The sequence below is a fragment of the Frankia sp. Hr75.2 genome, from assembly GCF_949319125.1.
In the GTDB taxonomy this organism is placed as follows: domain Bacteria; phylum Actinomycetota; class Actinomycetes; order Frankiales; family Frankiaceae; genus Parafrankia; species Parafrankia soli.
This window is the reverse complement of record NZ_CASGGV010000354.1, coordinates 61,423-86,316: the sequence shown is the minus strand read 5'-3', so window position 1 is coordinate 86,316 and position 24,894 is coordinate 61,423. Positions and strand designations below refer to the sequence as shown.

17 protein-coding genes are annotated in these 24,894 nt (G+C 72.1%); 10 read left to right on the top strand and 7 right to left on the bottom strand.

From position 1 onward, the window contains the following. Window positions 1-241: 241 nt before the first annotated feature. From AC559T_RS35480 to AC559T_RS35470, 3 genes are all read right to left on the bottom strand, one after another. A complete protein-coding gene (locus AC559T_RS35480) occupies window positions 242-1,399 on the bottom strand; it encodes a cystathionine gamma-synthase (RefSeq protein ID WP_112106103.1) in 1,158 nt (385 codons plus the stop codon). Between the two features lie 93 nt (window positions 1,400-1,492). Continuing rightward, the gene (locus AC559T_RS35475; RefSeq protein WP_071064093.1) at window positions 1,493-2,884 is read right to left on the bottom strand and encodes a cystathionine beta-synthase; all 1,392 of its coding nucleotides are present in this window, start codon (window positions 2,882-2,884) and stop codon (window positions 1,493-1,495) included. 548 nt (window positions 2,885-3,432) lie between these two features. Then, complete coding sequence (locus AC559T_RS35470; protein ID WP_071064095.1) at window positions 3,433-3,843, bottom strand: YccF domain-containing protein; 411 nt, start codon at window positions 3,841-3,843, stop codon at window positions 3,433-3,435. Between the two features lie 586 nt (window positions 3,844-4,429). Between AC559T_RS35470 and AC559T_RS35465 the strand changes: the two genes are divergently transcribed. From AC559T_RS35465 to AC559T_RS35455, 3 genes are all read left to right on the top strand, one after another. After that, window positions 4,430-6,859 carry a putative bifunctional diguanylate cyclase/phosphodiesterase gene (locus AC559T_RS35465; protein WP_498871489.1) on the top strand — a complete coding sequence of 810 codons (2,430 nt, stop codon included), beginning with the start codon at window positions 4,430-4,432 and terminating at the stop codon, window positions 6,857-6,859. Between the two features lie 174 nt (window positions 6,860-7,033). Beyond that, window positions 7,034-8,677, top strand: a complete 1,644-nt coding sequence (locus AC559T_RS35460) for an AlkA N-terminal domain-containing protein (RefSeq protein ID WP_498871488.1) — start codon at window positions 7,034-7,036, stop codon at window positions 8,675-8,677. Next, entirely contained in the window at window positions 8,674-9,261 is a 588-nt protein-coding gene (locus AC559T_RS35455) for a methylated-DNA--[protein]-cysteine S-methyltransferase (protein WP_498871487.1), read from the top strand. The genes AC559T_RS35460 and AC559T_RS35455 overlap by 4 nt, the downstream gene beginning before the upstream one ends. 59 nt (window positions 9,262-9,320) lie before the next feature. Here AC559T_RS35455 and AC559T_RS35450 read toward each other — a convergent pair whose 3' ends face one another. The 3 genes from AC559T_RS35450 to AC559T_RS35440 all read right to left on the bottom strand — a co-directional run bounded on the left by AC559T_RS35450 (window position 9,321) and on the right by AC559T_RS35440 (window position 13,621). Then, complete coding sequence (locus tag AC559T_RS35450; RefSeq protein WP_071064102.1) at window positions 9,321-10,217, bottom strand: hypothetical protein; 897 nt, start codon at window positions 10,215-10,217, stop codon at window positions 9,321-9,323. A gap of 920 nt (window positions 10,218-11,137) precedes the next feature. Then, the gene (locus AC559T_RS35445; protein WP_498871486.1) at window positions 11,138-12,328 is read right to left on the bottom strand and encodes a serine hydrolase domain-containing protein; all 1,191 of its coding nucleotides are present in this window, start codon (window positions 12,326-12,328) and stop codon (window positions 11,138-11,140) included. A 147-nt stretch (window positions 12,329-12,475) separates the two neighbouring features. After that, window positions 12,476-13,621 carry an acyl-CoA dehydrogenase family protein gene (locus AC559T_RS35440; RefSeq protein ID WP_020463826.1) on the bottom strand — a complete coding sequence of 382 codons (1,146 nt, stop codon included), beginning with the start codon at window positions 13,619-13,621 and terminating at the stop codon, window positions 12,476-12,478. A gap of 273 nt (window positions 13,622-13,894) precedes the next feature. Between AC559T_RS35440 and AC559T_RS35435 the strand changes: the two genes are divergently transcribed. Further along, window positions 13,895-14,782, top strand: coding sequence for an SDR family oxidoreductase (locus tag AC559T_RS35435; RefSeq protein WP_083391051.1), 888 nt, complete (start codon window positions 13,895-13,897; stop codon window positions 14,780-14,782). A gap of 96 nt (window positions 14,783-14,878) precedes the next feature. Continuing rightward, window positions 14,879-15,097 carry a hypothetical protein gene (locus AC559T_RS35430; RefSeq protein ID WP_498871485.1) on the top strand — a complete coding sequence of 73 codons (219 nt, stop codon included), beginning with the start codon at window positions 14,879-14,881 and terminating at the stop codon, window positions 15,095-15,097. 75 nt (window positions 15,098-15,172) lie between these two features. Here AC559T_RS35430 and AC559T_RS35425 read toward each other — a convergent pair whose 3' ends face one another. Continuing rightward, entirely contained in the window at window positions 15,173-15,316 is a 144-nt protein-coding gene (locus AC559T_RS35425; protein WP_165938512.1) for a hypothetical protein, read from the bottom strand. Window positions 15,317-15,812: 496 nt separating this feature from the next. Here AC559T_RS35425 and AC559T_RS35420 point away from each other — a divergent pair, with 496 nt between their 5' ends. The 5 genes from AC559T_RS35420 to AC559T_RS35400 all read left to right on the top strand — a co-directional run bounded on the left by AC559T_RS35420 (window position 15,813) and on the right by AC559T_RS35400 (window position 24,347). After that, window positions 15,813-16,280 carry a hypothetical protein gene (locus AC559T_RS35420; RefSeq protein WP_498871484.1) on the top strand — a complete coding sequence of 156 codons (468 nt, stop codon included), beginning with the start codon at window positions 15,813-15,815 and terminating at the stop codon, window positions 16,278-16,280. A 423-nt stretch (window positions 16,281-16,703) separates the two neighbouring features. Further along, window positions 16,704-18,437, top strand: a complete 1,734-nt coding sequence (locus AC559T_RS35415) for an ABC transporter ATP-binding protein (protein ID WP_498871483.1) — start codon at window positions 16,704-16,706, stop codon at window positions 18,435-18,437. Next, window positions 18,434-20,383, top strand: a complete 1,950-nt coding sequence (locus AC559T_RS35410) for an ABC transporter ATP-binding protein (RefSeq protein ID WP_498871482.1) — start codon at window positions 18,434-18,436, stop codon at window positions 20,381-20,383. Before AC559T_RS35415 ends, AC559T_RS35410 begins: the two co-directional genes overlap by 4 nt. A gap of 214 nt (window positions 20,384-20,597) precedes the next feature. Next, on the top strand, window positions 20,598-22,097 hold the full coding sequence (lysS, locus tag AC559T_RS35405; protein ID WP_498871481.1) for a lysine--tRNA ligase: 1,500 nt from the start codon (window positions 20,598-20,600) through the stop codon (window positions 22,095-22,097). A gap of 654 nt (window positions 22,098-22,751) precedes the next feature. Further along, the gene (locus tag AC559T_RS35400) at window positions 22,752-24,347 is read left to right on the top strand and encodes a DHA2 family efflux MFS transporter permease subunit (RefSeq protein ID WP_498871517.1); all 1,596 of its coding nucleotides are present in this window, start codon (window positions 22,752-22,754) and stop codon (window positions 24,345-24,347) included. The last annotated feature ends 547 nt before the right edge of the window (window positions 24,348-24,894 follow it).

Below are 24,894 nucleotides of genomic sequence, written 5' to 3'. Positions count from 1 at the left end.
AAGAGACGATCTAGAAGCTACTCTGACGGTAGCGAGCACAAAGCTCTATGTCGTCACTCCGGTCCAATGTCGGGACCTTCGTCATGTGGTGCCATGTCCGTGCGCGTGCGACGGCGGAATGTGCTTGGCTTCGCCCACACCTCATGAGCCCGGCCCGGTGGGTAACCGCCGGGCCGGGGTCGGGTTGGCGTCGGGTCGGTCGGGTCGGGTCGGCAAGCGGCGGTTTGCGGGAAACCGCGCGTCAGGCCGAGTCGAGTGCCTGTTCGAGGTCGGCGACCAGGTCGTCGGCCGCCTCGATGCCGACGGAGAGCCGTACGAGGTCGTCGGGGACGGCGAGCGGTGAGCCCGCCACCGATGCGTGCGTCATCCGCGCGGGATGCTCGATCAGCGACTCCACCCCGCCCAGCGACTCGGCGAGGGTGAACAGCCGGGTGGCGGCGCACACCGCGAGGGCGGCCTCCGCGCCGGCCCGGACCTGGAACGAGACCATCCCGCCGAAGTCACGCATCTGCTTGGCGGCGACGTCGTGGCCGGGGTGGCTCGCCAGCCCCGGGTAGTGGACGGCCGACACGGCGGTGTGGCCGGCGAGCAGCGCGGCGATCTCCCGCGCGTTCGCGCAGTGCCGGTCCATCCGCACCGCGAGGGTCCTGATCCCGCGCAGCACCAGCCAGGCGTCGAACGGCCCCGGCACGGCCCCGGCAGCGTTCTGTACGAACCGCACCCGCTCGGCGAGCTCCGCCGACGCGGTCACCACCGCCCCGCCCACCACGTCGCTGTGCCCGCCGAGGTACTTCGTGGTCGAGTGGACGACCGCGTCCGCGCCGAGCGTCAGCGGCTGGCACAGGTAGGGCGAGGCGAAGGTGTTGTCGACGACGAGCAGCGCGCCCGCCTGGTGCGCGACGGCGGCGAGCGCGGCGATGTCGGCGATCGCGAGCATCGGGTTGGTCGGCGTCTCGCACCACACCAGCGCCGTCGCCCCCGGCCGGATCGCGGCCACGGCGGCGGCCGGGTCGCTCAGGTCGACCGCCGTGTGCTCGACGCCCCACTCGGCCAGCACCCGCGCGAACAGGCGGTACGTGCCGCCGTAGGCGTCGCCGGGGATCACCACGTGGCTGCCGGGACGGCACACGGCCCGCAGCAGCGCGTCCGAGGCGGCCAGCCCGGAGGCGAACGCGAGCGCCGCGGCCCCGCGCTCGAGCGCGGTCAGGCTGGCCTCCAGCGCGGCGCGGGTCGGGTTGCCCGAGCGGGCGTACTCGAAGCCGGCCCGCAGCCCGCCGACGCCGTCCTGCGCGAACGTCGACGCGGGATGGATGGGGACGACGACCGCGCCGGTGGCAGGGTCGGGCTCCTGGCCCGCGTGCACCGCGACGGTCTCGAATCCCGCGTTCCGATCACCCATGGCCACAACCCTCGCACTCGAGCCCGGACTTCAAACAGGCGGCGACTTCAACAAGCGGCGATTTCAGGAGGCGGAGCGGGATCTCACCGGATCTCACCGGACGGCGAGGAAACCCAGCAGGTCGGCCCGGGTGAGGATCCCCGTCGGGTTCCCCTCGCCCAGGACGAGGGCGGCCGGGTTCTCGCCGAGCGCGCTCACCAGCACCGAGACGGGCTCGCCGGCGCCGACCGTCGGCAGCGGTGGCGACATGTGGTCGGCGACGGGCGCGTCCACCGTCCCCCGGTCGGCGAAGACGGCGTCGAGCAGCTCGCGCTCCAGCACGGCGCCCGCCACCTCCGCGGCCCGCACCGGCGGCTCGTGGCGCACCACCGGCATCTGCGAGACCCCGTACTCCCGCAGGTACGAGATGGCCGCCCCGACGGTCTCGTCGGGATGCACGTGGACGAGGTTCGGCGGCCCGGACGTCTGCGCGGCCTTGTGTGCGAGCACCGAGGCGACCGTCGGCTCGTCGGACGGCGGGTCGAGGAAGCCGTTGTCGTACATCCACTCGTCGTTGAAGATCTTCGACAGGTAGCCGCGGCCGGAGTCGGGGAGCAGGACCACGACGCAGGCGTCGGTCGTCCCGGCCGCGTCGAGCTCGCGGGCGACCCGCAGCGCGGCGACGACCGCCAGGCCGCAGGAGCCGCCGACGAGGATTCCGGCCCGGCGCGCCAGCTCGCGCGTCATCAGGAACGAGTCGCGGTCGCTGACGGCCTCCACCCGGTCGACCACGGCCTTGTCGTAGGTCGCCGGCCAGATGTCCTCGCCGACGCCTTCGACCAGGTAGGGACGTCCGCTGCCGCCGGAGTAGACCGAGCCCTCGGGGTCGGCGCCGATCACCTGCACGGTGCCGCCGCTGACCGCCTTGAGGTGGCGGCCCGTCCCGCTGATCGTCCCGCCGGTGCCGATGCCGGCGACGAAGTGCGTCACCCGCCCGCCGGTGGCCCGCCAGATCTCCGGGCCGGTGGAGGCCTCGTGCGCGGCCGGGTTGTCGGGGTTGGAGTACTGGTCGGGGCTCCAGGCACCGGGGGTCTCGCTGCACACCCGGCGGGCGACCGAGTAGTAGGAGCGGGGATCGTCCGGCGCGACGGCCGTCGGGCAGACGATCACCTCGGACCCGTAGGCCCGCAGGACGGCCCGTTTCTCCTCGCTGATCTTGTCCGGCATGGTGAAGACGCAGCGGTAGCCACGCCGCGCGGCGACCATGGCGAGGCCGACACCGGTGTTCCCGCTGGTGGGCTCGACGATGGTCCCGCCGGGGGCGAGCCGGCCGTCGCGCTCGGCCGCCGCCACCATCGACAGGGCGATGCGGTCCTTCACCGAGCCGCCCGGGTTGAGGTACTCGAGCTTGCCGAGCACGGGTGTCGCCGTGTCGGCGATCGTCGGCGTCAGCCGCACCAGGGGCGTGTCACCGACCAGGTCGGTGACATGGTCGTACACGTCCATCTGCCCGCCTCTCGCCGGAGATGTCGCCCCGATCGCCGCCAGTAGCCGCCAGCGACGACGTTACCGGCGGTGTGCCGCGTCCGCCTTCCGGACACGGCACATGCCGCCGGCGCGGGCCGAAGGAGCAAGCTATGTCCGGACGGGTTCCACGCCGCCCGCGACGGCGAACCCGGACGGCATCGCCGTGTGGACGGCGGTCTCGAACCAGTCCGAGCCCAGGTCGAACGCCGATGTGCGGAATTGTCGGCACGGACGCGGAGCCGCCGATCGGAACGACGGCAGGCCACCCCGCCTCGATGGCCGCGACGGTTGTTTCGGATACACCCAGATCGATTCCGAGCTGGTACCCGGCACCTTGCACCAGCCCGCAGATGGTACCGAAGGGGAATGCGCGGGCGAAGCCGCGCGTCGGCGCGATTGACGCGGAACACGTCGTCAGACACGCCGCGCCGACGGGCATCGGGCAGCCCTCGGCGGCACACCGCCACCGCCCGCCGACGACCTACCGGCGACCGGCCAGCTGACCTACCGGATACCGACGGGCCGGCCTACCGGTATCCGGCCAGGTAGGGGTCGCTGTCACGGCTGTCGACCGGGACGATGTCCTTCCCGAGCGGCATCAGGGACACCGGGATGAGCTTGAAGTTGGCCAGTCCGAGCGGGATGCCGATGACAGTCAGGCACAGCGCGAGGCCCGTCGTCAGATGGCCGAGCGCCAGCCACCATCCGGCGAGCAGGATCCACAGAACGTTGCCGATCAGTGACGCCGTTCCCGCGGTCGGCTTGTCGACCACGCGGCGTCCGAACGGCCACAGGGTGTAGTTCGCCATGCGCAGCGACGCGATGCCGAACGGAATCGTGATGATGAGAAGAAAACAGACGAGGGCGGCGAGGGCGTAGCCGATCGCCAGCCACACTCCACACAGCACCAGCCAGATCACGTTGAGTACGATGCGCATCTGCGCGGTCGCCTCCCTGTCGCCCGCTCAGGGGCTCCCTGTGTCTTCTGTTTCGCGGTGTCTTCTGCTTCGCGTGTCCGCTGCTCCGGGGCCACCGCCTGCTCCGGGACATCCGGCATCGTCCACCTGGGGACCGGCCCGGATATGCAGCCCCGGACGGACCTCCCCGGACGGGCCGTCCGGCGCCCGCGGCGCATTACCACGGCCCTGCACGGCACACGCCGCGCTTCTCGGCTCGGGCGAGGCGCTCCGTCGCCGCCCCCGGCCGCGCCTTCGTGTCTCCTTCTCGTTCTTTTCCTTGGATGGCACCGGAATCTCGGGCCACCGGTGGGGTGGTACTCCTCACAGGAGACCCGTGCCGGCATCCGGCCTCATGGTGCTTTCCCGGCGTGGTGGCGACGGGTGGATGCCCGGTTCTCGAGTGGTCAAACGGTGGCGGGACGGCAATCGTGCCCATGGCGCGCTTGGGCTGGAGACCGCGGTGGCCGTGCAGACTGGAGTACGGTTTGCGGCGGTTGGGGGAATCCGACCGTTTTGTCCGAATGATAACGCGAGGTAAGCGAGCAGTTCCGGTGAATGACCGGCAATGCGGAAGCGGTACTCCACGGCGGGACTGAGGTATCCGGTGACGATCGAGACCGAGACGGCGGACCTGGTGGACCGGTGGTTCGCCGAGATCACTGCGGTCGATCTCCTTCCGCTCGCCGCCGCGGACGCCCGCGCCTGGCTGGCACGCCTGGCGGCGGCGCTGGTCCGGGCGGTGAGTGCCGAGCCGTTCCGGCCCGAGATCGGCTATGACGTGGGCGCGCGGCTGGTCCACGGCCACGTGACGTCCGGTGAGGCCCTCGGACGGACCGTCCGGCTGTTCGGCCGGCACCTGGCCCACCACACCGGCGGCTGGGCTCGCCCGGCCGACGGCCCCGGGACCAGCCCGGCGGGCACGGCTCACCCGGGCACGGCTCACCCGGGCGCCGCGACGGCGACCGCCGCGATGGGGCTCGCCGGCGGCGCGCCCGCGGCGACGGGGCCTGCCGCCACGGCCACCGCCGCGAAGGGGCTCGCCGGGCGGGTGCCCACGGGTACGGCGACCGCCGCGATGGGGAACAGCGGCGCGGCCGCTCCCGGGGCCGGGCCGTCGGGCGAGGGCGCTCTGCTGCGCAGGCCGCCACGGGCTGACACGCTGCCGGGCCGGGTGCCCGCCGCGTCGACGGAGCGGGTCGTGGACCTGCTGGGCGAGCTCGTCCGCGGCCACACCGAGACCCTCCGGGAGCGCACGCGGGACGGCCAGGCCGCAGCGCGTCGCGTCGACCTCGGCGCCCGGGCCCGCGCCGAGCGCGAGCGGCGGATCTCCCAGACCAGGCTGCACGCCGTGCTCAGCGGCACCGCCCTCGGCATGCTCGTCGCCGACCGGACGGGGCGCATCGTGGAGGCCAGCGACGCCGCGCTGGAGATCCTCGGCCTCAGCGGGCACACCGCCCCGCTGGCCTGGCCGCTGCCCGAGATCGTCCATCCGGCCGACCGGGAGGTGGTGCGCTGGCTGTGGCGTGAGGCCCGGCGCGGCCGGTCCCGCGGAGAATGCCGCATCCTGCGGCCCGACGGGACGCCGACCTGGGTGGCGCTGACGCTCTCGACCACCTGGCCCGGAGTGGCCGGTGACTGGTTCGGCGTCGTGATGCTCGAGGACATCACCGAACGCCGCCGCCTGCAGGAGGAGCTCCGCTTCCATGCCCAGCACGACCCGCTGACCGGACTCGCGAACCGGGCCGAGTTCCTCGACCGGCTGCAGGCGGTGTTCCGGGACGCGCCGCCGTCCGCGCGGGTCGGCCTGTGCTGTCTGGACCTCGACCGGTTCAAAATGATCAATGAGGGTTTCGGCTACGAGGTGGGCGACCAGCTCCTCGCCGAGGTCGCCCGCCGGCTGGGCGGGATCGCCGTGGCGGAGCGCACCGTGGCCCGGATGGGCGGTGACGAGTTCATGATTCTCGTCCCGGACTGCGGTGGGCTCGACGAGATGACCGGCATCGCCCGGCGGGTCCTGGACACGCTGCGCGAGCCCGCCCGCGTCGACGGCCGCGACCTGCCCGCGACGTGCAGCATCGGTGTGGTCGAGATGGCGGTCGCCGACACCAGCCCGTCCGACCTCGTCGCGGCGGCCGACGCCGCGCTGACCTGGGCGAAGAACGGCGGCAAGAACCGGTGGACGGCCTTCGACCCCGACCGCGGCACCCGGGAGGCCGCACGTGGCCTGATGTCCCGATCGATGCGCCCGGGCCTGGACAGAGGCGAGTTCTCGCTGGCCTACCAGCCGATCATCGACCTCCGGCACGGCACGGTCGCCGGGGCCGAGGCATTGCTCCGCTGGGACCACCCCCGCCTCGGGCCAACCCGTCCGGGTGAGTTCATCGCCCTCGCGGAGGACTCCGGCTTCATCGTCCAGCTCGGGCTGTGGGTGCTCGAACGGGCCTGCGAGACCGCGCGTGACTGGCCGGCGCACATGTTCATCAGCGTGAACCTCTCCGCCCGCCAGCTCCGTGAGCCGGGCCTGGTCGGCGCGGTCGAGAAGGTGCTGGACCGGACGGGCCTGCCGCCGCGGCGGCTCCAGCTCGAGCTGACCGAGACGGTGCTCATGGACTCCGGCGGCGACCAGGTCACCGCGCTGCACGCGCTCAACGACCTGGGCGTCCGCATCGTCATCGACGACTTCGGCACCGGGTGGTCGAACTTCGTCTACCTGTCGACCATGCCGGTGCGCGGGCTGAAGCTCGCCGGGCTCTTCGTCGAGAAGCTCGGTCGGGGCACCGAGCCCGGCCGGGACGACCACCTCGTGGAGGCGATCGTGGAGTTCGCCCGCAGGCTGCGGCTGTCGGTCACCGCCGAGGGGGTCGAGGAGCCGGAGCAGGCGGCGGCGCTGCGCTCGTTCGGCGCGGACCTGGGCCAGGGCCACCTGTTCGGAGAGCCGGTCCCCGCCGACGAGTTCGCCGCGACCATGCTCAGCCGCGCCTTCGCCGCCAGCTGACCGAGCCCCCGCCCGGCCCGCGCGGTGACCACCGACCCGGGCCCGCGCTGGGGGCACACGCGCTGATTGGCCCACGTCGGGCCACGCGGTCGATGCCGCCGCCGGACCCGGCCGCGGACCGTGGTGTCGGATTCTCGCTGGACCTGGCGGTTCCCGCGCGCGAATGCTGGACGGGTGCCCATCACCGCGCCCGCCCGCCCGCATCTCGACGCCGAGCTGTGCGCGCGGGTGGTGCGGTCGCGGGACGCCCGGTTCGACGGGTGGTTCTTCGTCGCGGTGACCTCCACCGGCATCTACTGCCGGCCGAGCTGCCCGGCGCGGCCGCCCAGGGCCGAGAACATGCGGTTCCACCCGACCGCCGCGTCCGCCCAGCGCGCCGGGTTCCGGGCCTGCAAGCGCTGCCGCCCGGACGCGAGTCCCGGCTCGCCGGAGTGGAACCACCGCGCCGACGTCGTGGCGCGCGCGATGCGGCTCATCGTGGACGGCGTCGTCGACCGCGACGGTGTCCCCGGGCTTGCCGGTCAGCTCGGCTACAGCGCACGCCAGGTGGAGCGGCACCTGTCAGCCGAGCTCGGTGCCGGGCCGCTCGCGCTGGCCCGCGCCCAGCGCGCCCAGACCGCCCGGCTCCTGCTCGAGACCACGGACCTGAGCATGGGCGACGTCGCGACCGCCGCCGGCTTCAACAGCATCCGCGCCTTCAACGACACCATGCGCGAGGTCTTCGCCGCCGCGCCGAGCGATCTGCGACGCCGTCGCAACCCGGCGACGCCCCCGTCCGTCGTGCCGGTACCGAGGGCGGCCACCGGTGCCGTGACGTTGACCGTCCGGCTGCCGTTCCGGGCCCCGCTGTATCCCGACAACCTGTTCGGGCACCTCGTCGCGACGGCCGTTCCCGGGGTCGAGGAGTGGCGGGACGGTGCCTACCGGCGCACGATGCGCACGCCGCACGGGCACGCGATCGTCGCCCTGCGGCCGCTGCCCGACCACATCGGCTGCCGGCTCGCCCTCACCGACGTGCGCGACCTCGCGCCGGTCATCGGCCGCTGCCGCCGGCTGCTCGACCTCGACGCGGACCCGATCGCCGTCGACGGGCAGCTCGCCGCCGACCCGGCGCTGGCGCCGCTGGTCGCGCGGGCACCGGGCCGGCGTGTTCCGCGCACCGTCGACCCGGCCGAGCTAGCGGTGCGCGCAGTCCTCGGACAGCAGGTCTCCGTCGCGGCGGCGCGGACCCACGCCGCGCGGCTCGTCACGGCCGTCGGCACGCCGATCCATGATCCGGAAGGCGGCCTCACCCACCTCTGGCCACAGATCGCGGACCTCGCCGAGCACATCGAGTACGCCGAGCACACCGAGTACACCGAGTCCACCGCCCTCGCGGACGCCGTCCCGGCCGGCCGCCGGGCCGGGGCGCCGCGCGGGCTCGCTCTGCCGGCCGCCCGGCGGCGGACCTTCGCCGCGCTGGTCGGCGGGCTGGCGTCCGGCATGATCGAGCTGGGTGCGGGCGGAGACTGGGAACGGACCCGCGCCGCGCTGGCGGCCCTGCCCGGCATCGGCCCGTGGACGCTCGAGACCATCGCGATGCGGGCCCTCGGCGACCCGGACGCCTTCCTGCCCGGTGATCTCGGTGTCCGCCGAGGGGCCGAACGGCTCGGTCTGCCGGCCACCCCCGCCGCGCTGTCCCGGCATGCCGCCGCCTGGCGCCCCTGGCGGGCCTATGCCGTCCAGCACCTGTGGGCGGTGCTCGACCATCCAGTCAACCGGATGCCCGCGCCGGATCACCCCGGCCCGGCCACCGCCCGCCGAGAGGAACGCCTGTGACCCGCAGCCAACCCGTCCCGCCGGACGCCGCCGAGCGCACGCACGCCGTCGTGGAGAGCCCGGTCGGGCCGCTGACGCTGGTGGCGAGCGGCGGCGCGCTCGTCGGCTGCTACCTGGACGCCCAGCGCCACCTGCCGGACCAGGCCTGGTTCGGCGAACCGGCCCCGGCCGCCCCCGGGACCACCGCCCCCGGGACCACCACCTCCGGAGCAGCCGCCCCCGGAGACGCCGCCCTCCAGGCCGCCGCCGGCCAGCTCGCCGAGTACTTCGCGGGCCGCCGGACGTCCTTCGACCTGCCGCTGAACCCGACCGGCACCGACTTCCAACGCAAGGTGTGGAAGGCACTGTGCGACATCCCGTACGCGGAGACGATTTCGTACGGCGAGCTGGCGCGCCGCCTCAGCCAGCCGGGCGCGTCACGCGCGGTGGGACTGGCCAACGGTCGCAACCCGATCAGCATCATCGTCCCGTGCCACCGGGTGATCGGTGCGAACGGCAGCCTCACCGGCTACGGCGGCGGCCTGGAGCGCAAGCGCCACCTGCTCGCCTTCGAGCAGCAGGCCGCCGGCCTGTCACTGCTTTGACGCCGTTCCGCGGCGCTGTTCCGTGATGCTGCTCCGCCGACGAGGTGCTCCCCGTGCCCTCAGCGTGGCCTTCCGCGGCGGCGCTTCTCCCGTCCCACGAGGATGTCGAGCCCGAGGTCGTCGGAGGCCTGTTCGGGCGTCGGGAGGCGGTACAACGCCGCCGTGACCGACCGGTTGCGGGCGAGGGCCGTCAGCGTCGACGGCGGGGCCTGCGCCGCCCCGGAGAGGTACACGGGCGTCTTTCCCCCGGGCCCCGGCGAGTCACCCGCGCCGGCCGGTGAGCCCGGCCGGCGGCGCTGCCCGGCGCGATGGCCCTGCCGGCGCACGATGGGAGCGGTGGCCGGGTCGATGAGCGGGTACACGCCGCCGCCGCCGTCCGATCCGGGCCGGGCTCGCCGAGCGGACCGGTCGCGCCCGTCGCCCGCACCGGCTCCGCCGCCAGGCGCGCCCGTGCCGCCGACCGCGGTGCCGTTCGCGCCGCCGGCCTTGCCACCGGCCGCGGTGTCAGCCGCGGCGCCGTCGTTGCCGGGGGCGCCGGCGGTGGCCGCCGCCGGGCCGAACCAGTCGAACGACGCCCCCCGCCCGCGCAGCGCGGTGTTCTCCGCCTGGACGATCACGAGCAGCGCGGTCGCGAACGAGGCGCGGGTGCGGGACTCCTCGAGCTGACGCTTGAGCTCGGCGACGTAGGCCGGGTCGATGGCCGGTGGCTCGGGCTCGGGGGTGGGCTGGCCGTCGGGGTCGACGGTCGCGCCGAACGCCTGGACGTGCAGCTGACGCAGGTTCTCCAGGTGTGCGGCGCGCGCCGGATCGGTTTCGGTGAACAGCAGGTTGACGTAGACCTCGACCACCCGCCATTCGATGGCCTTCTCGCCGCGGAACTGGCGGCTCAGGTCACGCGTCCGCGAGCGCTGGATCTTCGTGGGACCGGGGTCGGACCACAGCGCCCGGGCCACCATCTCATAGCTGACCCGATAGGGATTGTTAAGTTCATTTAAACGGGTAAGGAGGATTCGCTGCGGCCCGTCCTTCAAATCGGCTCGCGGCCCTTTGGGGCGCGCCCCCGCGAGGCTCACCCACACACCACCCGGACTTGCACTGGCAGGCTGGCCGAAGGACGAGTTCGCGGCACTGCGCAGATCCTCTCTCCGGTCCGCTCGTCGGCGCGACCTCGATGCGCCGGACGGGGGGACGGTGGCACCGGCGGGTTCCCCGACCCCCCGCTCCGGTCGCTGCGCATGATACGACCCGTGTGCCCGTGATGTGTGGATGCTTGCTGTCTGGCCGGCGTTTTCGTCCTGTCCGGAACGGTCAGCCGTCACGAACCGTGTGTCTTCCCGAACCGGTCCGCCCGGACGTCCGACGTTGAGCCCATCCCGTTCGCGTGCCGGTGAGCGCCGCTCGCGGGCACGCCACCCGCTATGTGTTCCCACACCTGTTTCCCCCTTTACCGGATGAACATCGGCGTAATGCCGCGAAACGTTGCATCATCAGGAAACCCGGCACCCGAATGCGCGGCAAGGTCGCACAACCCGAGGATCGGGACGCCGTCGCGTCAGGCCTTGACCAGCCGGAACGGGGCTTGCGTCGCAACGCGCCGTCGCAACCCGGCGGCCGTCCGATCAATGTCGAGATGATTTCCCTGACCCGACCGAAACAGGCCGACGGCCACTGGCCGTCACGATGGATCAGGAACGGAGAACCCGGATGGCGACGGATGTCCGTCCGCGATCCTCCGGACTATTCTGATCTTTCCCGCCGATTGCCGCGAATTGCCCCCGCCCGGCCGGCGCCGGCCATGGACAGCCACGGACAGCCACGGGCGACCGCGGACCGCAGAGGGACCGGCTGGCACGGCCGCCGGGAACCGCGGGTGGGCTCAGTTGGCGACGAGGGCCTCGGTGACCACCCGGCTGGCGTCCGCGACACCGAACGTCGGCGGCTGCGGCCGGGCCTCCCCGCTACCCAACCGGACGACGACCGTGCCGGACCCGGGGTCGATCTGCAGGATCTGGTTGCCGAGCCCGATCGCCCAGTACATGTCCGCCGGCGCCGTCGGCACCAGCTGACCGTGGCGGGTGGTGGGGTCGGCGGCCGCGGAGATGTCGGAGGCCGCCAGCGGCTGGGCGAGGACGCCCTCGCGGTTGAGCCACCACAGGTACCCGTAGGCGGCGTTCATCTCCGTGGACGACCGCCCGGTGGCCTCGGTGACCCAGTCGCTCGACACGACCCGCTGACCGTTCCACTCCCCGTGCGCGAGCATCAGGTAGCCGAGACGGGCGACGTCCCGGCAGGTCGTCTGCAGGCCCATGAACGTCAGGGTGTTGCCGGCGCGGTCGGTCGTCATCCGACTGTCGGCCATGCCGAGCGGCTCGAAGACCCGCTCCCGGGCGTAGTCGCTGACCTCCTGCCCGGTGGCGCCGCTCAGCACCTGCTCCAGCGTCTGGATGGCCGAGTTGTTGTAGACCCAGACCTCGCCGGGCGGCCGCTCCTGGGGCAGCGCGACCGCGAACGCGGTCTGGTCGGGCGCCGCGATCAGCTCCTGGTAGTCGATCGTCGTGCTCCACTGCCGCCCGGAGTCGTTGCTCACCAGGTCGCGCACGGTCACGGCCTGCGCCGGCGTGCCCTTCCACTGCGGCACCCAGGTGGCGGCGGAATCGTCCAGCCGCAGGTCACCGTCGTCCTGCGCGATGCCGACGAGCGTGGACGTCAGCGACTTCGTTATGGAGAAGACCGGCTGCGGTGTGGTCGGGGTGAAGCCCTTGAAGTACCACTCGCCGGCGATCCTGCCGTTGCGCGAGACCAGCAGACAGTTGGACTTGCCCTGCTCGGCGGCGTGCGCGATGTCCTCGAGCTTCGCCGGGTCCAGACCGACCGCGCGTGGGTCCACCGTCTCCCAGCTGTCGCCCGGCACCGCCACCGCCGTCGGCGCGGCACCCGACGCGGTGACCGGCCCGGATGTCGTGGCGGGCGTCCCGGAGGCCCCGCCACCCTGCGTGCAGCCGGCGACAAGGGCGGCCGCGAACGGCGCGGCGGCGAGGGCAAGGACGAGACGGGGCGGACGGCGCATCTGGGACCTCGATCAGCCGTGAGTTCCGGATCCAGGGCGAGGACGCACCGTATTGACGCCAGATGTGAGGTCTGTGTGACCTCAGTCCTCAACAGGCGTCGTCCTGGGCGGGTTCCGTCCTTGCCCGATCCCCGCCACCGCGTCCGGTCAGCCGCGGGCGAGGTGGCGGCTGATGACGAGGCGCTGGATCTGGTTGGTCCCCTCGAAGATCTGCATCACCTTGGCCTCGCGCATGTACCGCTCCACCGGGAAGTCCTTGGTGTAGCCGGCGCCGCCGAGGACCTGCACGGCGTCCTCGGTGACCTTCATGGCCGCGTCCGTTGCGACGAGCTTTGCGACGGACGCGGCGCGCCCGTACTGCAGCCCGGCGTCCCGGCGCCGGGCTGCGGCCAGGGTGGTGGCCCGCGCGGACTCGACGGCGGCCGCCATGTCGGCCAGCAGGAAGCCGAGCCCCTGATGGTCGATGATCGCCTTCCCGAACGCCTCCCGCTCCTTCGCGTACGCGACGGCGTCGTCCAGCGCGCGCTGCCCGAGCCCGACGGCGGTGGCGGCGATCCCCAGCCGGCCCGAGTCGAGAGCCGACAGCGCGATCGACAGGCCCTGCCCCACCTTGCCGATGAGGCGCGACGCCGGGACCGCGACGTCGTCGAAACTGATCTGCGTCGTCGGCGACGCGGTCAGCCCCATCTTCTTCTCGGGCGGGTGGAACCTGATGTTGGGCGTGCCCGCGTCGACGAGGAAGCAGGAGATCCCGCCGCGGGTGTCGGACGACGTCCGCGCGAAGACCGTGTAGAAGTCGGCGGCGCCGCCGTGGGTCACCCACGCCTTCGTACCGTTGAGCAGGTAGCCGTCGTCGGTGGCGGTGGCCGTCACGCGCATCGCCGCCGGGTCCGACCCCGCGTGCGCCTCGGACAGGCAGTAGGCGCCGAGCAGGTCACCGGACAGCAGCCGGGGAAGGTGCTCCTCCTGCTGCTCCGGGGTGCCGAAGGTCGCCAGCGGGTAGCAGGACAGCGCGTGCACGCTCACCCCGACCGCCACGGCCGCCCAGCGGTAGGAGATCTCCTCCAGCACCTGTAGGTACACCTCGTACGGCTGCTCGCCGCCGCCGAAGCTCTCCGGGTACGGCAGGCTCAGCAGCCCGGCCTTGCCGAGCACCGCGAACTCCTCGCGCGGGAAGCGGCTGGCGGCCTCGTACTCCGTGACCCTCGGAGCAAGCTCGCGGTCGCACATGGTGGCGGTGAGCTCGATCAGCTCCCGCGCTTCCGATGAGGGGAGCTGCCGTTCGGCGGGCATGGTGTCCTCCCGTGCGTCGTCGGTCATCGCCCTCGCGCCGCGTGGAGCCGGAACCCCCGCGCGCGATCGTCTCCGTCGGTGCCGGATCCGTCCGTCTCGGAACGTGCGACGCAAGAGTTGTACCGCGCCTCGTGGTTGAGACGACGGGCTTGCCGCGTTTCCGACGCCTCGCTGCATCGGTTCCGTTTCGATCTACCGCATCGACGCGGAGACGGACCCTCGCGGATGAACGCACGGCGCGCGATCATGGGCGGAAGGTGACACCCTCGACTGGTGACCGAGCACGAGACCGAGACCCGGCCCGCTGGCCCCCATGCGCCCTCACGGCCGGGCGCGGCCCCGGGGCAGGGCCCGGAGCCGCAGTGGCCCGACGACGCCGAGGCGGCCCGGCACGTCGCCATGTTCGGCCTGCCTGGCATGCCCGCCACGGGACGGATCGCCGTCGTCACCGGTGCCACGAGCGGCATCGGCGCGGCCACCGCCCGGCGGCTCGCCGCCGACGGCGCCGTGGTCGCCGCGGTCGGCCGCCGGGAGGCGCGCCTGCGGTCCCTGGCCGACGAGAACGAGCGGATCCTGCCCGTCACGGGCGACGTGACCGACCCGGACGGGATGCGTCGCATCGCCGACCAGGTCCACGAGCGCCTCGGCCGCGCCGACCTGGTCGTCGCCAACGCCGGGACGATGCTCGCCGCACCCTGGGCCGCGGCGGACGTCGACGAGTGGCGCCGCATGATCGACACCAATCTGGTCGGCCTGCTGTGGACGGGCCGGGTGTTCATCGACGACCTGCTGGCCGCCGCCGCGGAGGGCCGGCGCGCGGACCTCGTCCACATCGGCTCGGTCGGCGGCCACCAGGTCTTCCCGAACTTCGCGGTCTACGACGCGACGAAGGCCGCCATCGAGCATCTGACCCGTCACCTGCGCGTCGAGCTGGGCCCCCGCGGGGTGCGGGTGCGCACGGTCGAGCCCGGCCTGGTGCAGACCGAACTGGGCGACGACATGGTCTTCCCTGGCTCCCGCGAGGCGCTCGCCGAGTTGCGCAGGTCAGTCGCAAACCCCCTGAGTGACGTGGACGTCGCCGAGGTCATCGCCTGGTCGGCCTCCGCCCCACCCCACGTGAACGTCGCGGAACTCGTCGTAGTCCCGGTGTCCCAGGGCTGACCCCATCCCCTGCTGCCGGCTCCGGACTGTGCGAACCAGCCCGATCCGCGGACACCGTCCGACGCGGGTGCCGCGTTCTTCGACGAACTGGCCGCGGTGCTGGCCGCGGACCCGCCGCCGGCGGCTGGTGTCACGGATGGTGAGGCCCAGATCCAGGCGGCGGCGGACACCGTCCTGGAGCCGTCCGGCGGGGCGGCCGACGGACTGGCTGCCCGCCCCCGCGGGTTCGTTCAATCTGATGGTCCGGCCTACCTGGCGAAGGCGGCCGCGCTGGACAACACCTGGAACCCGCCCGCGGTGGTCCCGGCGTCCTGACCGACCGGCAGGCGCCGACGACGGGGTGGGGCGCGGGATGCTGGTGCACCGCCTCCCACCCCGTCCGAAGCCTGCTCAGCAGCGGTGGTTGTAATGGTTCGGCGGATACGGGCACGGCTCATGGGGCTGGCAGCCCGCGGCCGTCGTGAGCATGCCCAGGGATGCCGCCGCGACGACGGTCAGCACGATGCGGCGGATTCTGCGGATAGATCGGTTCATGGTGGGTTTCCTTCCCGCGCCATCCCCGATCCGGTAATCCCTATCGCAGTCACGGACGGCCTTCTCTCCGCCGTTCCGGCGTGTGCCATTTCGGTGATCGGTGCTGCGCCTTCGGCCGCAGTTGCGCTCGTTTGCGGCGTGTTCCGCGGTGCCGGTCGTTGCGCGGTGGCACGGTACGCGGTGGCGCATCGGCGGCGCCGCAGGCGGCGGCGCCAGCGGTGTGGGCGGCCGGGCCGGGTCCTCCCGGGCGGCCGGGTGGGACCGGTCGTCCCGGGCGGACTATGCCGGACGGTCCGTATCGGGCAAGACGGGCAATAAGTCCACTCGTTCGCGGGTTCCTCCGAAAGTGACGGAACGCGCGCGTCGGCGTGCCGTCCTACAGGACGATTGGGTGGACGCGTCCTCGCAGTCGAGGGCGAACGGTCCGCGCTGCCTGGGGGACGCGGCCGGTCCCAGCGGGACAGGACGGACGGGGGCCGTCGAGGGGAGGAACACGATGGTCAACATGGACCCGGGCGAGGGTGGCCGGCGGGGCGAGCGGTTCGCGCAGGCGCGCCGGTTCGCTGGGCAGGCCCGGCAGGACCGCACGACCGGCTGGTACATCCCGTTGGCGATCACCGTGATCGGTGCGGGCGCCTCGTTCGACGCGTTCGGACGGGGGGTCGGGTTCCTCTACGGGTGGGGCCTGGCCATCGCGTTCGTCGCGCTCACCTGGTCGACGATCCGGGTGATGCCGTCGATGGTCGACGAGCTCAACATCCAGCGGGAGAGCGGGCCGCGCAAGCTCGCCGCGCTGTTCAACGCCCCGGTGCGCAGCCGGGGGCTCTTCCTGCTCGCCGCCGCTCTACCGATCTTCATCGCGTTGGTGAAGACGGTGGGCTTCTACATCATCGGCGGTCTGCTGATCGTCGGTGTGGTACTTGCCGTGGCCTTCGCGGCGTCCTGGGCGCTCGAGCGCCGCTGAGCGCATGCGCGCTCGGCCACCGCCGAGCGAGTTCCACCCGGCCCCGGGCCCCGACCATCGTCGGAAGCCCGGGGCCGGTACGCGTGCGACCGCCGCCGAACATCCCGGGCGCTGGCGATCTCCCACCGGCAGTCTCTCCCACTGTCAGTCACGGTGATCTCCGATCATGACGGTCCGGGCATCGTGCGGCGCCCGCCAGGAATGGTCGGTGCGCCCCGGTACGCTGTATCGCCAGCTTCCCGACGCGTCGGTCGACCTGCCAACGGACGGCCCACGCCACCCGCGTCCGATCACGCCAAGCGTCCGATCACACCGAGCACCCGGATCACACCCAGCACCCGGATCAATGGAGGACCCCGCGCCGCCCAGCACCCGGATCAGCCGAGCCGGGCGCGGGCCGGGTCACCCGCCGACGGAGATCACATGCTGACCAGGCTGTTGCGGAACCACCTACCCCCCTACTCACGGCCGATCGCGCTGCTGGTCGTGCTGCAGCTGACCGCGACCCTGGCCATGCTCTACCTGCCGACCCTGAATGCCGACATCATCGACAACGGTGTGGTGCCGGGCGACACGGGTTACATAGTCCGGCTCGGCGGGATCATGCTCGGGGTGACCTTCCTGCAGGCCGTCTGCTCGGCCGCGGCGGTGTTCTTCGGTGCGCGCACCGCGATGGGGGTCGGCCGCGACATCCGGGCCGCGGTGTTCGACCAGGTCCAGTCGTTCTCGGCCCGCGAGGTCGGCCGCTTCGGCGCGCCGTCCCTGATCACCCGGGCGACGAACGACGTCCAGCAGATCCAGATGCTGGTGCTGATGGCGTTCACCATGATGATCTCCGCGCCGATCATGTGCCTGGGCGGGATCGCGCTGGCGGTGCACCAGGACGCCGGCCTCTCGCTGCTGCTCGTCGCGATCGTGCCGTTCCTCGCGGCGATGATCACCCTGCTGGTCCGGCGGATGCAGCCGCTGGGCCGGAAGATGCAGGAGCGTCTCGACGAGGTCAACCGCATCCTGCGCGAGCAGATCACCGGCCTGCGGGTGATCCGCGCCTTCGTCCGGGACAACCACGAGAAGCGCCGTTTCGGCACCGCCAACGCCGACCTCACGGACGTCTCCCTGCGCTTCGGTCGGATCATGGCGCTGCTGTTCCCGCTGGTGATGGCGGCGGTGAACGTCTCGAGCATCGCCGTGATCTGGTTCGGCGCGCACCGGATCGACGACGGTGCGATGGAGATCGGGGCGCTGACGGCCTTCCTCAGCTACCTGATGCAGATCCTGATGTCGGTCATGATGGCCACCTTCATGTTCTCGATGATTCCGCGGGCCGAGGTGTGCGCGGAGCGCATCCAGGAGGTGCTGGGGACGGAGTCGACGCTGCGCCCGCCCGCCGACCCGGTGCGCACGCTGCCGCGCCACGGCGAGCTGGAGCTGCGCGACGTCATGTTCAGCTACCCGGGCGCCGAGGCGGCGGTGCTGCGCGGGGTCAGCGTGCGCGCTCGCCCCGGGCGGACCACCGCGATCATCGGGAGCACCGGCAGTGGCAAGTCCACGCTGCTCGGCCTGGTCCCGAGGCTGTCCGACGTCTCCGAGGGCGCCGTCCTGATCGACGGGGTGGACGTCCGCGACATCGACCCGAAGCTGATGGCCGAGACCGTCGCCCTCGTCCCGCAGAAGCCGTACCTGTTCACCGGGACGATCGCGTCCAACCTGCGCTACGGGGATCCCGAGGCCACCGACACCGAGCTGTGGCGCGCCCTGGACATCGCCCAGGCCAGGGACTTCGTCGAGGCGATGCCCGACGGGCTGGACACCCCGATCGCCCAGGGCGGGACGAACGTCTCCGGCGGGCAGCGCCAGCGGCTCGCGATCGCCCGGGCGCTGGTCCGGCGTCCGGACATCTACCTGTTCGACGACTCGTTCTCGGCGCTCGACTACGCGACCGACGCCGCCCTGCGCGCGGCGCTCGCGCGCGAGACAGCCGGCGCCACGATGGTGATCGTCGCCCAGCGGGTGGCGACCATCCGCGACGCCGACCAGATCATCGTGCTGGACGACGGCCAGGTCGTGGGCACGGGGACCCATCGCGAGCTGCTGGCGGGCAACGACACCTACCGGGAGATCGTCTTCTCGCAGCTCACCGAGGAGGAGGCGGCATGACCCGCCCACCCGCGGGCGGGGCCCGCCCCATGGCAGGCCCCGGTCGGTTCTTCGCCGCCGGGGGCGAGAAGCCCGAGGATTTCGCGGCCTCGACCCGGCGGGTGCTCCGCCTGCTGGGCCGGCAGCGCGCGCTGCTGATCCCCGCGGTCGGGCTGGCCGTGGTCGGCATCGGCCTCACCGTCACCGGGCCGCGGCTGCTCGGGCACGCCACCGACCTGGTGTTCGCCGGCCTGCTCAGCTCCCGGCTGCCCGCCGGGACGACCAAGGCCGAGGCCGTCGCGCGGCTGCGTGCCGAGGGCCACGGCACCCAGGCCGACCTGCTGTCCTCCGTCGACTTCACCCCCGGCGAGGGGATGGACTTCGGCGCGATCGGCCGGGTGCTGCTGGTGGTGCTGATCGTCTACCTCGTCGCGGGTCTCTGCGCGGTGCTGCAGGCCCGGCTGGCGAACAAGGCCCTGCAACGGATGCTGAGCGACCTGCGGGCCGATGTGCAGGAGAAGATCACCCGCCTGCCGCTGCGGTACTTCGACCGCCGCCAGCGCGGCGAGGTGCTCAGCCGGGTCACCAACGACATCGACAACCTCGGGCAGAACCTGCAGCAGAGCCTGTCCCAGATGATCGCCTCGGTGCTGACCATCATCGGCGTGCTGGCCATGATGATCTGGATCTCCTGGATCCTCGCGCTGATCGCCGTCGTCACAGTGCCGGTGTCGATCGTGATCACCACCCGGATCGGCAAGTTCGCCCAGCCCCAGTTCGTCAGCCAGTGGAAGACGACCGGCCGGCTCAACGGCCACATCGAGGAGATGTACACCGGGCACGCCCTGGTGCGCGCGTTCGGCCGGCAGGAGGAGTCCGCCGAGATCTTCCGGGAGCACAACGAGCGCCTCTACGAGGCGAGCTGGCGGGCCCAGTCCATCTCCGGTCTCATGCAGCCGGCGATGATGTTCATCGGCAACCTGAACTACGTGCTGGTGGCCGTCGTCGGTGGCCTTCGGGTGGCCTCCGGCGCGCTGTCGATCGGCGACGTCCAGGCGTTCATCCAGTACTCGCGACAGTTCAGCCAGCCGCTGACGCAGCTCGCCAGCATGGGGAACATGGTGCAGTCCGGGATCGCGTCGGCGGAGCGGGTGTTCGACCTGCTGGACGCGCCCGAGCAGGAGCCCGACCCGCTGGCGCCGGCCCGCCCGGAGCAGGACCACGGCCGGGTCGCCTTCGAGCACGTCGCGTTCCGCTACGAGCCGGACAAGCCCCTCATCGACGACCTGTCGCTGGTCGCCGAGCCGGGGCACACCGTGGCGATCGTCGGGCCCACCGGCGCCGGAAAGACCACACTGATCAACCTGTTGATGCGCTTCTACGAGGTCACCGAGGGCCGGATCACCCTGGACGGCGTCGACATCGCCGAGATGTCGCGGGCGGATCTTCGGCGATCCATCGGGATGGTGCTGCAGGACACCTGGCTGTTCGGCGGCACCATCGCGGAGAACATCGCCTACGGCGCCGAGGGCGCCACCCGCGAACAGGTCGTCGAGGCGGCCCGCGCCGCGCACGTCGACCGGTTCGTGCGCACGCTCCCCGACGGCTACGACACCGTGCTCGAAGACGAGGGCGTCGGGGTCAGCGGCGGCGAGAAGCAGCTCATCACCATCGCGCGCGCGTTCCTCGCCGAGCCGCTGATCCTCGTCCTGGACGAGGCGACGAGCTCGGTGGACACCCGCACCGAGGTGCTGATCCAACGGGCGATGTCCCGGCTGCGCGCCGGCCGCACGGCCTTCGTGATCGCCCACCGGCTGTCCACCATCCGGGACGCCGACACGATCCTCGTCATGGAGGACGGCGCGATCGTCGAGCAGGGCGACCACGACGCCCTGCTGGAGGCGGACGGCGCCTACGCGCGGCTGTACAAGGCCCAGTTCGCCCAGGCCGTCGTCGAGACCGGCTGAGCGCACGGGTCTGCGCGGGCACTGGTCTCCGGGGGCACCGGCCGTCCGGGCGGTGGAGGGCGGGCGGCCGGGCCCTCGCGGGCGCGTGGGCGGCGGGGGCGGCTGAGGCGGCCAGTAGGCTTGACCACGCGGGCCGCGGGAACTGCGACGTGCGCGGCGCCGTCAAGACGCCTGGGATTCTCGGGCGGAAGCCTCTCGCAAAAGGGTGTTGTGCATGGCGACGGACGAGTCCACGGCGGGTCCCCGCTCCGGGTATCTCACCGACTCGGTGACCTCCGCCGCGGCCGCCGCCGCGGACGGGACGGCCGTCCGCCTCGCCGGCCGGGTGGTGCTCTGGCGACGCATGGGCGGGCTGGTCTTCGGCCACATCCAGGACCGCGCCGGCCGGGTCCAGGTGTCGCTGTCCCGGGACGAGCTCGGGGTCGAGACCTTCCAGGAGTGGGCCCGCGCCGTCAAGATCGGCGACTTCGTCGGCGTCACCGGAACCCTCTACACCACCCGCCGTGGCGAGAAGACCGTCGGCGCCTCCGAGCTGGTCGTCCTGAACCGCACGGTGCGCGCCCTGCCGGACAAGTGGCAGGGCCTGTCGAACATCGAGGCCCGGCTGCGCCGGCGCTACCTCGACCTGCTGGTGAACAGCGACTCCCGGGAGCGCTTCCGTACCAGGGCCCGGACGATCTCCCGCATCCGCCGCTTCCTCGACGACAACGACTTCCTCGAGGTCGAGACGCCGATGCTGCAGGAAGCGGCGTCGGGCGCGGCCGCCCGTCCCTTCGTCACCCACCACAACGCCCTCGGCGAGGACTTCTACCTGCGTATCTCGCCGGAGACGTTCCTCAAGCGGGTCGTCGTCGGCTCCCTGGACCGCGTCTACGAGCTCGGCCGTAACTTCCGCAACGAGGGCATGGACCCCTCGCACCTGCAGGAGTTCACGATGCTCGAGTGGTACGCGGCCTACTGGGACTACCGCGACAACATGCGCTTCGTCCGCGAGATGATCCTGGCCGTCCTCGACGACGTCTTCGGCAGCCGGACGGTGACCTACGACGGCGTGAAGCTCGACTTCGGCGCCGACTGGCCCGAGCTGGACTACCGGGCCGAGGTCGCCCGGCGGACAGGCATCGACCTCACGGTCGTCCGTGATCTGCCGACCCTGCGGGCGCGCATCAGCGAGCTGGGGCTCGAGGTCGACGACGCGGCCTCCTACGCGGCGCTCGTCGACCTGCTCTACAAGAAGGCCGTCCGCCCGCACCTCGTCCAGCCGTGTTTCCTGGTGCACCATCCGGCGGAGCTCGTCCCGCTGGCCCGGCGCAGCGACGAGGACCCGTCCCGGCTCGACATGTTCCAGGTCGTCGTGAACGGCTGGGAGCTGGTGAAGGCCTACTCCGAGCTCGTCGACCCGGTCGAGCAGCGTCGCCGCCTCGAGGAGCAGGCCGAGCTGCGCGCCGCCGGCGACGACGAGACCATGATGCTGGAAGAGGACTTCATCGAGGCGATGGAGTACGGGATGCCCCCGATGTCCGGGCTCGGCATCGGCATCGACCGCCTCATCGCCCTGCTCACCGATGCCCCGACGCTGCGGGAAGTAGTCCTGTTCCCGCTGATGCGAGACTCCCGCCGCGGCCAGACCGACCCAGCCGCCGGCAACGACGCGAACGCCGCCGACACATCTGACACATCTGACACGACTGCCGCGGACCCAGGCGCCGGCTGACGCGGGGTCGCGTTGACCCGAGTCGACACACGGGTTCAAGGTCGCTGATGAGACTGCGGCGGATTCCCCATATCACGCCGAGGAAAACATTCGAGGAGCCGGCCGTGTCGCTGGCGTCGATACGTCATAGTTTCTGAGTCGTGGATTTGCCGGCAGACGGAATGGGCCAGCGCCTGGTCCAGGCACGGAATCCCTCAAGCTGTCGTCCACCGGGTGTTGGGCGCTAAAGGGGTAGGTGACCGAGCACAGGCTGCCGTGGTCATCCAGCCAACTCGGTGTTCAAACCCCGAGTGCATCAGCGCTTGACTGAATGTGTGGCGGGTGAATGAGTCCATGGACTCATTCACCCGCCACACATGTTTTTGGAGGGTGTGGCCGGGGGTGAGGGGCTGGGGTTGACCTCTACTTCGGTTTAGGTGTGAGGGTGGGGTGGTCGGTGGCGGGGTGGTGCTCTCGGCAGAGCCGAGTGGGACGGAGGGCGCGGTTGTGAGCGGTGATCCGGGTGGCTTGGCGGGTCTGGAAGAGGCAGGGGAACCGCAGGAGGCAGGGGGGCCGCGAGAGGAGGGGGAAAAGGAAGGGAGCCGAGGGGAGCCGGGTGGGCGATCCGCGCCATCCGGCTCGGTCGGGCCGCCGCGCACCGGGCTCGTGTTCACGGTGCTCGTGCTCGGTGGCCTGCTCGTCATTCTCGACATCACGATCATCAATGTCGCGATCCGCACGCTGGCGGCGGATCTCGATGCCTCACTGCCGGTGATCCAGTGGGTTTCGACGGGCTACACCCTGGCGCTTGCCGTGACCGTGCCGACGACAGCATGGCTGGTGGCACGGTTCGGTTCCGGACGTGTCTACATGGCGGCCCTGAGTCTGTTCGTGCTGGGATCGGTGCTCTGCGGTCTGGCCTGGAACATCGGCGCGCTCATTGCCTTCCGGGTGGTGCAGGGGATCGGCGGTGGCCTGGTCAACCCGGTCGCGATGACGATTGTGCTACGGGCCACGCCGCCGGAGCGGCGCGGGCGCGCCATGGGCCTGTTGGGTCTGCCGGTGCTCGTCGGGCCGGTGATCGGGCCGACGCTGGGCGGCTGGCTGGTCGACATCTCCTGGCGGTGGATCTTCCTGGTCAACCTGCCGCTGGGCCTGGCCGCGCTCCTGCTTGCGAGCCGAGTCCTGCGCCCGGTCACCGCGGCCGCGGGTGCCGTCCAGCGGGGCGGCACGCTTGAGAGTGCTGACGGGCGGCTCGACGTCCCAGGGTTGGCGCTTGTCGCGCCGGGGCTGGCGCTGTTCGTCTACGGGCTGGCGGAGAGCGGGCGGCGCGGGACTGTGACCTCGGCAGGTGTGCTCGTGCCGGCGCTGGTCGGGCTCGCGCTGGCGGTGGTGTTCGTGGTCCGGGCCGCTCGGATGCGCGCCCCACTGGTCCAGGTTGCGCTGTTGCGGCTGCGGGCTGTCGCGTCAGGGACGGCGACGCTGGCGCTGTTCACGGCGGCCTACTTCGGTTCGATGTTCGTCCTGCCGCTCTACTGGCAGCTCGTGCGGGGGCTCAGCCCCGCGGAGACGGGGATGCTGGCGATCCCGCAGGCGCTCGCTACCGGGGCTTCGCTGCAGGTGGCGAGCCGGATGGTCGACCGGGTTCCGCCTGCCCGCGTGGTGGGCTTCGGGATCGTGACGGCGTCCTGCGGGCTGATCACCGCGACGCTGTTGCTCGGCGTCGACACCCCGTACTGGCAGATGGTGCTGGCGATGTCCGTCATGGGAGTCGGCGCGGGCTCGACGATCATGCCGACGATCACGACAGCGCTGCGGCATCTGAGCGACCGGGACGCGCCGTCCGGCAGCACGCTGCTGACCATCACCAACCAGGTGAGTGTCTCGATCGGTACCGCCCTGACCTCCGTCGTACTCGCGGCCGGCCTCACCGCCCAGGGCGTGGCCGGCGCTGCCGGTGGCGGTGGCGGTGGCGGTGGCGCGGCCGGCGGCGGTGAGGGCGTGCTGCCGACCGTGGTGTACGGCCCGGCCGCCGCCCGGTTTGCCGAGGCCTGCCAGGACACGCTGTTCGTGTCCGCCGCGCTGCTGGTTGCCGCGCTCGTCGTGGCGCTGACGGCGATCCCGGGTGGTCCGTTCAGTGCTTCTCGACGTCTCCGGGGCCAGCCGCGTATCCGTGCTCCTCGACGTCGCCGGGTTCGGCCTCGCGGGGAGGCGCAGGATCAGTCGCCGGTTCGAGCAGCGCGGACAGGCGATCTGACTCCGCCGCGGTGAGCTCCCGCAGCAGCGGGAGGCTGGCGAGCAGATCGGTGACCGGGATCCTGCTCGGCCCGCGCGGCGCGGCGACCTGGGTCGTGAAGTCGCAGACGAGACTGCGGTCGTCGGCGACCGGGAGACGCGCCTTCGTGACTCGGGCGCCCGGCCCGAGTGACTCGGCGAGCGCGGCGAGCCGCTCGTCCCGCGTGACGTCGATGTTGTCCTCTCCGCGGTAGACGATCGTCCGGCCCTCCGCCGCGATCTCCAGTTCTGCCACGGTGGTTCCGGTCGCCCGGGTAAGGAGGCCGGCGAGCGGAACGCCGTCGGACCGCCCGCCGGAATCCTTTCCGTGTGGATCGTCCGCCTGGCCGTCCAGGTAGGCGGTGAACTGCTGGGCGCGCAGCGCAAGCAGTTTCCGCTCGATTTTCCACTCGAACGGCGGGTTTTCATCCGTGACGTTTCTCGAAACCGACCGCAGCTGATAGGAACGGGCCCGCAGGACGCCGATGTTCTGGGTGACGTAGTGCTGTAGGTTCGGCGTCGCGGAGTCGACGTGCAGGCGCGC

Bases quoted from the DNA above. Each gene is read 5' to 3' on its own strand.
- AC559T_RS35470 (WP_071064095.1), bottom strand. From the start codon at position 3,843: ATGCGCATCGTACTCAACGTGATCTGGCTGGTGCTGTGTGGAGTGTGG.
- AC559T_RS35480 (WP_112106103.1), bottom strand. From the start codon at position 1,399: ATGGGTGATCGGAACGCGGGATTCGAGACCGTCGCGGTGCACGCGGGC.
- AC559T_RS35450 (WP_071064102.1), bottom strand. From the start codon at position 10,217: ATGGTGGCCCGGGCGCTGTGGTCCGACCCCGGTCCCACGAAGATCCAG.
- AC559T_RS35415 (WP_498871483.1), top strand. From the start codon at position 16,704: ATGCTGACCAGGCTGTTGCGGAACCACCTACCCCCCTACTCACGGCCG.
- AC559T_RS35410 (WP_498871482.1), top strand. From the start codon at position 18,434: ATGACCCGCCCACCCGCGGGCGGGGCCCGCCCCATGGCAGGCCCCGGT.
- AC559T_RS35420 (WP_498871484.1), top strand. From the start codon at position 15,813: ATGGTCAACATGGACCCGGGCGAGGGTGGCCGGCGGGGCGAGCGGTTC.
- AC559T_RS35475 (WP_071064093.1), bottom strand. From the start codon at position 2,884: ATGGACGTGTACGACCATGTCACCGACCTGGTCGGTGACACGCCCCTG.
- AC559T_RS35440 (WP_020463826.1), bottom strand. From the start codon at position 13,621: ATGCCCGCCGAACGGCAGCTCCCCTCATCGGAAGCGCGGGAGCTGATC.
- AC559T_RS35465 (WP_498871489.1), top strand. From the start codon at position 4,430: ATGCGGAAGCGGTACTCCACGGCGGGACTGAGGTATCCGGTGACGATC.
- AC559T_RS35425 (WP_165938512.1), bottom strand. From the start codon at position 15,316: ATGAACCGATCTATCCGCAGAATCCGCCGCATCGTGCTGACCGTCGTC.
- lysS (WP_498871481.1), top strand. From the start codon at position 20,598: ATGGCGACGGACGAGTCCACGGCGGGTCCCCGCTCCGGGTATCTCACC.
- AC559T_RS35445 (WP_498871486.1), bottom strand. From the start codon at position 12,328: ATGCGCCGTCCGCCCCGTCTCGTCCTTGCCCTCGCCGCCGCGCCGTTC.